Source organism: Kineococcus vitellinus (genome assembly GCF_009906315.1).
Lineage (GTDB): Bacteria > Actinomycetota > Actinomycetes > Actinomycetales > Kineococcaceae > Kineococcus > Kineococcus vitellinus.
In genome coordinates this window covers 1-11,376 of sequence record NZ_JAAALL010000137.1, presented here as the reverse complement: position 1 = coordinate 11,376, position 11,376 = coordinate 1, and the positions used below count along the sequence as shown (strand labels likewise).

Below are 11,376 nucleotides of genomic sequence, written 5' to 3'. Positions count from 1 at the left end.
GCGGTGGACAGGGTGGTGGGCACGGTGGTGGACACGTCGGTTCCCTCAGTCCTTCTCGCGCAGCAGGCGGAACTGGGCGGCGGTGACGAGGCCGATGACGACCACGAGGACGATCGACAGGGCCGAGGCCGCGCCGAGCTGCAGCTGGACGAAGCCCCGCTGGTAGACGTACATGACGACGGTCTGGGTGTCGGTGCCCGGCCCGCCGCGGGTCAGGACGTAGAACTGCGTGAAGGCCAGCAGCGAGCCGATGACGGAGATGACCAGGCTCATGGCGATCGTGCGGCGCAGCAGGGGCAGGGTGATGCTGCGTTCGCGCTGCCACCAGCCGGCGCCGTCGATCTCGGCGGACTCGTAGACGTCCCGCGGGATGCCCTGCATGCCGCCCATGAGCAGCACCATGGTGAGCCCGGAGACGGCCCAGACGATCATGACGATGATGAGGCCGGTGGCCAGCGGGCCGTCGACGAGCCAGGCCGTCGTGCCGTCGGTGAGGCCCAGGGCCTGCAGGACGATGTTCACCGCGCCCGAGCTGGGCTGCGCCTCCAGGACGAGCAGGAAGCTCAGCGTCGTGAGCCCGATGACGTAGGGCAGGAAGAAGACCGTCCGGAACAGGGTGGAGCCGCGCCGGTTGGAGCGGACCACCAGCGCCAGGACGTAGCCGACCACGAGGATCGGCAGCGTGATGATCGCGGTGTAGAGGACGGTGTAGCCCACCGACTTCCAGAACACCGGGTCGCTCGCCACGGCGACGTAGTTGGCCACGCCGATGAAGTCGTAGGAGCCGATGAGCGGCCAGTTGGTGAAGGACATGTAGACCGCGAACAGCAGCGGCGCGAGGACGAAGACGACGACGAACGCCAGCGCCGGCAGCACCAGCAGCAGGCCGGTGCGGGAGGGGTGGGTGAGGGACCCCGTCCCGGCGCCGCCGGCGCCACCGGGGGCGCTGCGGCCCCGGCGGGCGGCGGGGCGGGTGCTGCGCGAGGCGGCGCGGTCCGCGAGCGCGCTCACAGCTGCGCCTGCTCGAGGATGCGGTCGAAGTCCCGCTGGCCCTGCTCCAGCGCCCCGTCGAGGTCGCCCTCGAAGACGGCGCGGCGGAAGGCGCTGCCCCACGGGGAGTCCGCCTGGTTGAACAGCAGGTTGTAGGCCAGCGTCACCGGCGCGTACGCCGCCTCGATGCCGTCCAGCGGGGCGACCGCCAGCGGGAACTGCGCGCGGTACTCCTCGGTCGCCGCGTCCGAGCGGACGGGGACGTACCCGCCGGCCGGCAGGTTCGCCTGCTGGGGGATGTCGAGGGCGAACTTGGCGAACTTCCACGCCCCCGAGGCGTTCGGCGCGCCCCGGGGGATGCAGAGGTTGTCGCCGCCGGCGAAGGTGGCCCGGCCGCCGTCGGGACCGGGCAGCAGCACGACGCCGGTCCTGGCCTGCATCTCGGGGTCGGCGGAGAGCACCGCCACGGAGTAGTTCGCGGGGATCATGCCCACCCGGCCCTCCCGGAAGTCCGCGCCCCAGCGGGCGCCGTCGCCGGAGAAGTTGCCCTGCGGCAGCAGCTCCTCCTCCCACATGGTCTGGTAGAACTCGAACGTCCGGCGCACCGCGTCGTTGCCGGCGACGTCCCCGCGCTGGGCGCCGACCTCGCCGACGACGTTGCGCTCGTCGGCGGCCCACACGTGCGGCTGCACGACGAAGCCCAGGATGCCCGGGGAGTTCCCCTCGATCGTCCAGCCGTAGGTCTGCTCGTCGAGGCCGCCGATCGCCCGGGCCGCCTCCAGCATCCCGTCGAGGTCCTGCGTGGCCTGCAGGGGGTCGATGCCGACCCGCTCGAACAGCTCGGTGTTGTAGAACAGCGCCGAGTTGTCGGCGATGTAGGGGACGCCGTAGTGGCGCCCGTCCCGCGTGGCCAGCCCCAGCTGACCGGGGTTGAGCCGGTCGGCGAAGCCGAGCTGCTCCACGAGCGGGGTGAGGTCGGTGAAGGAGTCGCGGTAGATGAACAGCATCGAGTTGATGTCGTCGATGTCCACGATGTCCGGCACGTTGCCGCCGCGGATCGCCGTGGCCAGCTTGGTGACGTACTGCGCGTCCAGCACGGGGGTGACCTCGACCACGACGTCGGACTGCGAGGCGTTGAAGGCGTCGACGACCTGGCGCACGCCGGTGACGGTGGCGGCGCGGCACCACAGCCGCACGGTGCCGCTCGCGTCCTCGCCGAAACCGGCCGCGCCCACGTCGGCCTCGGGCAGGCTCGAGGCGCAGGCGGGCAGCAGCGCACCCAGCGCCGCCAGCCCGCCCGCCCCGAGCGCGGTCCTGCGGGAAAGCTCCATCGCTCTTCTCCTCCAGGTTCGGCAGCGGACCCTCAGGCGCGCGGCAACCAGACCCGCATGGCGCCCAGCTCGCGGTTGGCCCAGGCGTAGTAGGGCACGGCGGGCACGAGCACGCCCTCCTGCTCGGCCTGCGGGGCGACCTCGTCGCCGGCCGGGCGGTACAGCGGCACGGCGGCGGCCTGCAGCGCCCGGTGCACGGGCAGCTGCAGGAGGGTGACGCCCCCCAGCAGGTCCGGCCGGTGCTCGGCCTGCGCGTCGCGCAGCTCCGCGACGCGCACCCGCACGTCGTCGGCGACGAGGCCGGCGGGCAGGTCGGCCTGCTCCACGGCGTAGACCAGCGGGCCGCGCTCGACGACGACGCAGCCGCGGACCGCGTCGACGCGGGGGTCGGCCTCCACGACGCGCACGCCCATGGGCAGCGTCAGCTCGACGACGTCACCGGCCGCCCAGGCGCGCCGCACGCGCAGGTACTCGCCCGGGACCGCGTCGAGCCGCTCGCCGGCGACGCTCGCGACGGCGCCCTCGGCCCAGCCGGGCACGCGCAGGGCCAGCTCCCACTCGCCGGCGCCGGGGTCGGTGACCTCGACGCGCACCGCGCCGTCCCACGGGTAGTCGGTGCTCACCGACAGCGCGGCACCGTTCGCCTCGATCGTCCCGGTGGCGTACTGGTGCAGCTGGATCCCCGCCTCCGAGCTCGTCGCGAGGTAGGCGTCGAGGCTGGAGAGCGTCCGCATGATGTTGGGCGGGCAGCAGGCGCAGTCGAACCATGGGCGGCGGCCGTGGGCGACGCTGCGCTCCTCCTCGGCGTGCGCGCCGTGGCGCAGCTGCAGGGCGTTGACGTAGAAGTACTCGGTGCCGGCCAGCGAGACGCCGGGCAGGAAGGCGTTGTACAGGGTGCGCTCGACGAGGTCGGCGTAGCGGGACTCCCCCGTCGCCAGCAGCAGGCGCCACGTCCACTGCACGCTGCCGATGGCGGCGCACGTCTCGGCGTAGGCGCGGTCGGGCGAGAGCTCGTGGTGGTCGCCGAACTGCTCCCAGTCCCAGCGCGAGCCGATGCCGCCGGTCACGTAGGTCTTGGAGGCGAGCATCCCCTCCCACTGGCGCACCAGGGCCGCCAGCAGGTCCGCGTCGGAGGTCTCGGCGGCGACGTCGGCGGCCCCGGCCGTCAGGTACACCGCGCGCACGGCGTGCCCCTCGGGGCTGGTCTGCTCGCGCACCGGGACGCGGTCGGAGAAGTACGTGGGCTGCTTGCCGTGCAGGGTCTCGATGATCCCGTGGCCGCGGGCGTCGACGAACCAGCGGGCCAGGTCCAGGTAGGCCCGGGTGCCGGTCTCGCGGAACAGCTCCACCAGGCCCATCTCGACGACCGGGTGGCCGTCGACCTCCTCGACCCTCCCCGGCCCGAAGGTGGCGACGAGGTGGTCGGCGAGCTTGACGGCGACGTCGAGCAGGGCGCTCTCGCCGGTGCCGCGGTGGACGGCGACGGCGGCCTGGAAGAGGTGGCCCGCGCAGTAGTGCTCGTGGCTCCACGGCAGGTCGACGTAGCGCTCGCCCTTGCCGCGCACCTGCTGCACGGAGTCCAGGTAGCCGTCCTCGGCCTGGGCGGCGGCGACGACGGCGGTGACCTCGCGGATCCAGCCGAGCAGCTCCTCGTCGGGTTCGCGCCCGTGCTCCCAGCCGGCCGCCTCCAGCCACTTGTAGACGTCGGAGTCCATGAAGATCGGCCCGCGGACCTCGCCCCGGGCCTGCCCGGCGGCGATGCGCAGGTTCTGCAGGTTGCCCGCGCTCTCCAGCTTCTCGTGGCCGGCGCGCAGGGCCTGGCGCCGGTTGGCGCCCTGGCGCTCGGCCCAGAAGCCGCCGGTGATGCGGGCCGAGCGCAGCGGGACGGGGTGCAGGGCGACGGCGGCCGCCGCGGTGGGGGCGGCGGGCGCGCTGGGCGCGGTGGGGGCCGTCGTGGTCGTCATGAGCTCTCCATCGAGACGTCGGACGTGTCGGAAACGTCGGAACACGTTTTCTGCGCTCGACCGTAGAGCCGCCCACCACCTCCGTCAAGGCCTGTATCGTGCTGCGGACCACCAGGTCAGGAGGTGCCCTGTGACGGAAAGCGTCGTTCCGGCGCGGATCGTGGACGTGGCCGCGCTCGCGGGCGTCGCCCCCGGCACCGCCTCCAAGGCGCTCAACGGCACGGGCCAGCTGCGCGCGGAGACGCGCGAGCGGGTGCGCCGGGCCGCCGAGCAGCTCGGCTTCACCCCCGACCCCCTGGGCCGCGGGCTGTCCTCCGGCCGCAGCTACACCGTCGGCCTCATCACCACCGACAGCTTCGGGCGCTTCTCCATCCCCGTCATGCTCGGCGCCGAGAACGCCCTCGGCGCCGGGGAGATGAGCGTGCTGCTGTGCGACAGCCGCGACGACCCGCTGCGCGAGCAGCACTACCTGCGCACGCTGCTGTCGCGGCGCGTGGACGGGATCATCGTCACGGGCCGGCGCACCGAACCGCGCCCGCCCGTGGGCGCACCGGCCCACGTACCGGTCGTCTACGCCTTCACCCCCTCCCACGACCCGGCCGACACCTCGCTGACCGTCGACCAGGCGGGCGGGGCGGCCGCCGCGGTGCGGCACGTGCTCGACCTCGGCCGGCGGCGCGTCGCGCACGTGACCGGCCCCGAGGACCACCACGCCGCGCAGGTGCGCAGCGCCGCCGCGCAGGCGCAGGCCGGCGGCACCCTCGTCGGGCCCGCCCTGCACGGGGAGTGGAGCGAGCGCTGGGGCCGGCTGGCCGCCGACCTGCTGCTGCGCCGCCACCCCGACGTCGACGCCGTGACGTGCGGCAGCGACCAGATCGCCCGCGGCGTCTGCGACGGGCTGCGCGACGCCGGCCGGCGCGTGCCCGAGGACGTCGCGGTCGTCGGCTTCGACGACTGGGACGTCATCGCGCTCGCCTGCCGCCCCCCGCTCACCACGGTCGCCCTGGGCCTGGAGGCGCTGGGCCGGCGCGCCGGGGAGCTGCTGCTGGCCGCGGTCGCCGGCCGCCCCTCGCCGGGCACCACGACCCTGCCCACCCGCCTCGTCGTCCGCGAGTCCACCGTCCGCGCCTGACCCCTGTGGACGGCCGTCAGCGCGCGGGGGCGTGGACCTCCGCGGGACCGGCGACGCGGTCGCGGCCGGCGGCCTTGGCCCGGTAGAGCGCGCGGTCGGCGGCGTCGACGAGGTCCTCCACCCGCCCGCCGCGCGCCGGGCGCAGCACCGACCAGCCCACGCTCACGGAGACGGTGGCGTGCGCGGAACCGGCGTGCTCGAGACCCAGGGCGCGCACGGCGGCCAGCAGCCGGCCGGCCACGTGCGCGGCGCCGGCCTCGTCGGTGCCCGGCAGCAGCACGGCGAACTCCTCGCCGCCGTGGCGGGCGCTGACGTCGCCGGGGCGCACGGCGACCGAGGCCAGCGCCGAGGCGACCGCGCGCAGGCACTGGTCGCCCGCCGGGTGCCCGTAGCGGTCGTTGTAGGCCTTGAAGTGGTCGACGTCGCAGACCGCCAGGGCCAGCGGCTCCCCCGCCCGCGCGGCCCGCGCCCAGCTCCCGGCGAGCGCGCCGTCCAGCGCCCGGCGGTTGGCCAGGCCCGTCAGCGGGTCGCGCAGGGCGATGCGCTCCAGCTCGGCGTTGGCCCGCCGCAGCCCGGCCTCCGCCTCGCGCCGCACCGCGACCTCCTGCTCCAGCTGGCGGGTGCGCAGCGCCACGACGCGCTCCAGCTCCTCGGCCTGCTGCTGCAGGCGCCGCTCGCGCGCCAGCGCGTCCAGCGCGCGGGTGAGGTCGACCTGCAGCAGGTCCAGCATCCGGCTGCGGTCACCGCGACCCGGCTCCAGCAGCAGGTACCCGTGCTGGCAGGCCCCCGTCGCCAGGGTCCGCATCACGGCCCGCCCCCCGAGCAGCGCGAGGTGCCCGGGGGGCAGCAGCTCGTCGTGCCCGAACGGCACCGGCTCGGTGCTCACGGCCCCGCCCGCGTAGGCCAGGGCGAGCCGGGCCGCCGGGGCGCCCCCGGGGGACTCCTGCAGCAGCACGAGGAAGCAGCTGCGCACCCCCAGGCGCGGCACGTGCGCCGCCAGCTCGCCGACCAGCTCCTCCAGCGAGGTGCAGTCGGCGAAGGCGCGGGTGATCTCCAGCAGGTGGTCCTGGTCGAGCCGGGCCACCGCCTCGACGTCCCCGACGGCCGGCACGGGCACCGACCCGGGCGCCGCGGCCTGCCGGGTCGAGCCGCGGCGCACCAGGGTCGTGGGCACCCGCACGTCGCCGGTGCCGCCCGCGCCGGCGGCCTGCGCGCGCAGCGAGCGCACCGCGGCGCGACCCTGCTCGTCCAGGCGCGGGTCGACGGTCGTCAGCGACAGGTCCGGTCCCCGCACGGCGGGCACGTCGTCGAAGCCGGTCACGAGCACGTCGCCCGGCACCGACAGCCCCGCCATGCGCAGCGCGTCGACGGCGCCGTGCGCCATGGCGTCGTTGGTGGCGACGACGGCGTCGACGTCGCGGCGGCGCGCCAGCAGCGCGGTGACGGCGCGGTGGGCGAGCTCGCGGCGGAAGGAGCCCTCGAGGACGAGGTCCTCGTCCACCTCCAGCCCGCGCTCGGCGAGGGCCCGGCGGAAGCCCTCCTCGCGCACCGCGGAGTCGGGGCTGTCGGGCACGCCGCGCAGCAGCGCGGGCCGGCGCACGCCGCACTCGTCGAGCAGGTGGGCCATGAGCTCGCGCGTGGCGGTGGCGTTGTCGGCGTCCACGTTGACGATGCCGGGCAGGCGCCGGGAGATGGTCACCACGGGCAGGCCGAGCGCGACCGCGCGGCTGCACAGGACCCGGCCGATCTCCTTGAACTGCACCGCGGTGACGACGAGGGCGGCGACGCGCCCGCGCTCGAGCAGGCGGACGAGGAAGTCCTCGTCCTGGCCGGTGCGGGGGTGGTCGACGGCCACCAGCACCGGCGTGCCGGTGTCGGCGAGCTCGTCCTCGATCCCGCCGAGGATCCCGCGCTGGTAGCCGGTGATCTCGTCGACGACCATGACGACGAAGGAGCCGAGCGCGAACGGCGGTGCGGCGGGGACCTCGGCGGCGAGGACCCCACCTCCACCGGGCGGCACGGGAGCGGGCATGCCTGCATCGTCGGCGCGTTCGAACGCCACCTGTACGGCGCGGCGCCCCGCGGGCACCCGATCGGAGCACCGGCGGCGGGGCGGGAAACCCCGGCGCCGCGCGGACCACCGCCGGTAAGGTCCGCGCTCGTGGACGTCCTGCGCTACGCCGCCTTCACCGACCACCCCGACGGCGGCAACCCCGCCGGCGTCGTCCTGGACGCCGGCGGCGCCGCGGACGAGCGGATGCTCGCCGTCGCGGCGCAGGTGGGCTTCGCCGAGACCGCCTTCGTCGTCGGCGGCGGGGACGCCGGCGAGCCCCGCCGGTTCGCGCTGCGCTACTTCTCCCCGCACGCCGAGGTGCCCTTCTGCGGGCACGCGACCGTCGCGACCGCCGTCGCGCTCGCCGAGCGGCTGGGCGCGGGCCCCTTCGCCTTCGACACCCCCGTCGGCCCCGTGGCGATCGACACCGCCCTGGACGGCGGCCGGGCCACGGCCTCCTTCACCAGCGTCGAGCCGCGCGTGGACCCGCTGGCGCCCGAGGTCGTGGACGCCGTGCTGGACCTGCTGGGCCTGGCCCGCGACGACCTCGACGAGGCGCTGCCGCCGCGCACCGCCGCCGCCGGCAACCCGCACCCGCTGCTCTTCGTGCGCGAGGCGGCCGCCTTCGACGCCTTCACCTTCGAGGCGGCCGCCGCCCGCCGCCTCATGGACGCGCAGGGCTGGCCGGCGACCATCGCGCTGGCGCACCGGCGGGGACCGGCCGAGTTCGAGACCCGCAACGTCTTCCCCGTGGGCCCGATCAGCGAGGACCCCGCGACCGGCTCGGCCGCCGCCGCCCTCGGCGGCTACCTGCGGGCGCTGGGCGCCGTGCTCCCCCCGGCGCGGGTGCTGGTCCACCAGGGCCGCCACGTCGGGCGCCCGGGCCTGCTGGTGGTGGACGTCCCCGTCAGCGGCGGCATCGTCGTCACCGGCACCGCCGTCGCGATGCGCTGAGCGCCCGGGCCGCCGGGCTCAGCCGGTGACGAGCTGCAGGCGCCGGGACTGGTCGGAGGCGAACTTGCGCTCCGGGTCGACGGCGTCGCGCACCTTCCGCCAGGCCGGCAGCTGCGGGTACATGCGCGCGAAGCGGTCGGCCGTCGTGCGCGAGTCCTTGGCCAGGTACAGCCGTCCCCCGGCGTCCAGGACCATCTCGTCGAGCAGGTCGCACAGCTGCCCCAGGCCCTTCTTCACCGGCAGGTCCACCGCGAGGGTGTACCCGCGGGTGGGGAAGGACAGCGGCGCGTCGTTGGCGTCGCCGAAGCGCTTGAGGACGTTGAGCGCGGAGATGTGCCCGGAGTCCACGATGGCCTCCATGCTGGCGCGCAGCAGGTCGGCGCGCTCGAACGGCACCACGAACTGGTACTGCAGGAACCCGTCGGGACCGTAGGCCCGGTTCCAGTCCGCGAACAGGTCGAGCAGGTGGTAGAACTGCGTGATGTTCTGCACCACACCGGACTTGGTCTTCGACTTCCGGTAGTAGAACTCGTTGAGCGCCTTGGCCGACAGCCTGTTGAGCATCCCGGAGGGGAACAGGTCGGGGAAGCGCGCCAGCTGCGGGGCGTCGAACTTCAGCGGGTCCTTGCGCAGCTCCGGCGGCAGGTCCTCCAGCTTCGCCGACGACCCGCGCAGCAGGAAGCCGCGCCCCATGTGCTCGCCCTTGGTGACGGAGTCGAACCACGTCTTGGAGTACGTGTAGTCCTCGTCGTTGCGCTGCAGCCGCTCGAGCATGTCGCCGAAGTCGGTGGCCTGCTCCACGTCGGCGATGAAGTAGGAGGTCTCCACCCGGTCCAGGCGGATCTTCGCGCGCAGCACGATGCCGGTCAGGCCCATGCCGCCGGTCGTGGCCAGGAAGAGCTCGCGCTCGGGGCCGTCGGGGGTGAGCGTGCGGACCTGGCCGTCGGCGGTCAGCAGGTCCATCGAGAGCACGTGCCGGGTGAAGGTGCCCTGGGTGTGGTGGTTGCCGCCGTGGATGTCGGCGCCGATGGCGCCGCCGACGGTCACCTGGCGGGTGCCCGGCAGCACCGGCACCCACAGCCCGTGCGGGACGACCGCGCGCAGCAGGGTGTCCAGCGAGCAGCCCGCGTCCACGTCGGCCACCGCGGACTCCACGTCGATGGAGTGGATGCGGTCCAGCGCCGTCATGTCCACGACGAGGCCGCCGGCGTTCTGGGCCGGGTCGCCGTAGGAGCGGCCGAGCCCGCGGGCGACGACCCCGCGCGGGCCGGCGGTGCGCACGGCCTCGGCGATGACGTCGAGGTCCGCGGTGCGCAGGACGGTCGCCGTCGTCGGCGCCGTGCGCCCCCAGCCGGTGAGGCGCCGGGTCGTGCGGAGCGCGCCGTCGGCGTCGGCTGCCGGGGTCGTCCGGGGCTTGAGGACAGGGATGCTCACCACGCGCTGAGCCTAACGGCCGGGCCGGACATCGCCCGGACGGCGGCTGCGGTCACCGCCCGCGCCCGCCGATGGACTCCCGTGAGCACCGTCCGCAGACCCCCGCGCCTGACGACGTGGGCGGCCTCGACGATCGCGCTGACCGTCGTCCTGGCGAGCCTGCCCGACCCCTCGTCCCCGGCGGGGACGCTGGGCTACCTCGTGCCCGTGCTGGTGAGCACCGCGTGGGTGGTCGCGGCCGTCGCGCGCATGCCCCGCGGGCACCGCCGGCCGTGGCTGTGGCTGCTGGCGGGGCAGCTGCTCTACCTCGTCGGCGAGGTGCTGTTCGCGGTCCTCGCCGTGCGCGGCGTCGACGCCTTCCCGACCGCCGCCGACCTCTGCTACTGCCTGGCCTACGCCCCCGTCGCCGTCGGGCTGCTGGCGCTCAACCGCCGCCGCACCACCCACCGCTACCGCGGCAGCCTGCTCGACGCCGGCATCGTCTCGCTGAGCGCGGCCACGCTGTTCGGCGTCTTCGTCGTGCTCCCGATGGCCTCGGACGCCACGCAGTCGCCGCTGGCGCGCACCGTCAGCTCGGCCTACCCCGTCTGCGACGTCCTGCTCGTCTTCCTCGTCGCGCGCCTGGTCACCGGCCCCGGCGACCGCCCCCGGGCGTTCTGGCTGCTCGTCGCCGGCTCGCTGTGCACGATCAGCGCGGACCTGGTCACCAACGTGCAGCAGCTGACGAGCGGCGAGGCCGGCTACCCGCGCTGGGTGAACGCGCTCTGGCTGGCGTACTACGCGGCGTTCGCCGTCGCCGCGGCCGACTCGGTGCGCCCGTGGCGGCGGGTGGAGGACCCCGAGGCGGCCGGGGGCCTGACGGCGTGGCGGCTGCTGCTGCTCGGCGTCGCGGCGGTGCTGCCCTCGGGCGTGCTCGTGGGCGCGTCCCTGACGGGCCACCGGGTGCCGGTGGCGCTGCTGGCGACGGGCTCGATCGCCCTCGTCACCCTCGTCGTCGCCCGCGTCTGGGACCTGCTGCAGCGGCTGCGCGAGCAGTCGGCGCGGCTGGAGGCGCTGGCGCGCACCGACCCGCTGACGGGCATCGCCAACCGCCGCACCCTCGACCACGAGCTGACCCGCGCCTGCCGCTCGCCGGGTGCCGCGGACCTGTACGCCGCGCTGGTGGACCTGGACCGCTTCAAGGCCTACAACGACGGCCGCGGGCACCAGGCCGGCGACGAGCTGCTCCGGGCCGCGACCGCGGCGTGGGCGCGCTCCCTCGGGCCCGACGGCTTCCTGGCCCGCTGGGGCGGGGAGGAGTTCGTCGTGCTGCTCGTCGAGGACGACGCCGCCCGCGCGCTGCGGCGCCTGGACGCGCTGCGCGCCGTCGTGCCCGACGGGCAGTCCTGCTCGATCGGGGTGGCCCGCTGGGACCGCGCCGAGGACGGCGCGAGCCTGCTGCGCCGCGCCGACGCCGCGCTGTACGCGGCCAAGGAGGGCGGGCGCGACCGGCTCGTGGCCCCCGGCCTGCTCCCGGCC

Annotated in this window: 8 protein-coding genes; 3 read left to right on the top strand and 5 right to left on the bottom strand. The window is 75.4% G+C overall.

The genetic code is table 11. The features are described from left to right. Positions 1-45: 45 nt before the first annotated feature. Genes GTQ99_RS13135 through GTQ99_RS13125 form a run of 3 tightly spaced genes read right to left on the bottom strand, consistent with a single transcriptional unit; the run spans position 46 to position 4,285 of the window. Positions 46-1,011, bottom strand: a complete 966-nt coding sequence (locus GTQ99_RS13135) for an ABC transporter permease subunit (RefSeq protein WP_166616185.1) — start codon at positions 1,009-1,011, stop codon at positions 46-48. Continuing rightward, entirely contained in the window at positions 1,008-2,321 is a 1,314-nt protein-coding gene (locus tag GTQ99_RS13130; RefSeq protein WP_166616184.1) for an ABC transporter substrate-binding protein, read from the bottom strand. The genes GTQ99_RS13135 and GTQ99_RS13130 overlap by 4 nt, the downstream gene beginning before the upstream one ends. Before the next feature lie 32 nt (positions 2,322-2,353). Beyond that, entirely contained in the window at positions 2,354-4,285 is a 1,932-nt protein-coding gene (locus tag GTQ99_RS13125) for a glycoside hydrolase family 127 protein (RefSeq protein ID WP_166616183.1), read from the bottom strand. A 130-nt stretch (positions 4,286-4,415) separates the two neighbouring features. Here GTQ99_RS13125 and GTQ99_RS13120 point away from each other — a divergent pair, with 130 nt between their 5' ends. Beyond that, entirely contained in the window at positions 4,416-5,417 is a 1,002-nt protein-coding gene (locus tag GTQ99_RS13120) for a substrate-binding domain-containing protein (RefSeq protein WP_166616182.1), read from the top strand. A gap of 16 nt (positions 5,418-5,433) precedes the next feature. On the opposite strand, the gene GTQ99_RS13115 is transcribed toward GTQ99_RS13120, so the two are convergent. Then, the gene (locus GTQ99_RS13115; RefSeq protein ID WP_166616181.1) at positions 5,434-7,449 is read right to left on the bottom strand and encodes a diguanylate cyclase; all 2,016 of its coding nucleotides are present in this window, start codon (positions 7,447-7,449) and stop codon (positions 5,434-5,436) included. 129 nt (positions 7,450-7,578) lie between these two features. On the opposite strand from GTQ99_RS13115, the gene GTQ99_RS13110 reads away from it, so the two are divergent. Beyond that, positions 7,579-8,424: a PhzF family phenazine biosynthesis isomerase gene (locus GTQ99_RS13110; RefSeq protein ID WP_166616180.1), complete on the top strand. Its 846-nt coding sequence runs from the start codon at positions 7,579-7,581 to the stop codon at positions 8,422-8,424. Between the two features lie 18 nt (positions 8,425-8,442). Here the strand turns inward: GTQ99_RS13110 and GTQ99_RS13105 are convergent, their stop codons facing one another. Continuing rightward, entirely contained in the window at positions 8,443-9,861 is a 1,419-nt protein-coding gene (locus tag GTQ99_RS13105; RefSeq protein WP_338074968.1) for a decaprenylphosphoryl-beta-D-ribose oxidase, read from the bottom strand. 78 nt (positions 9,862-9,939) lie between these two features. On the opposite strand from GTQ99_RS13105, the gene GTQ99_RS13100 reads away from it, so the two are divergent. Further along, the coding region (locus GTQ99_RS13100) for a diguanylate cyclase domain-containing protein (RefSeq protein WP_166616179.1) at positions 9,940-11,376 on the top strand (1,437 nt) is incomplete at its 3' end.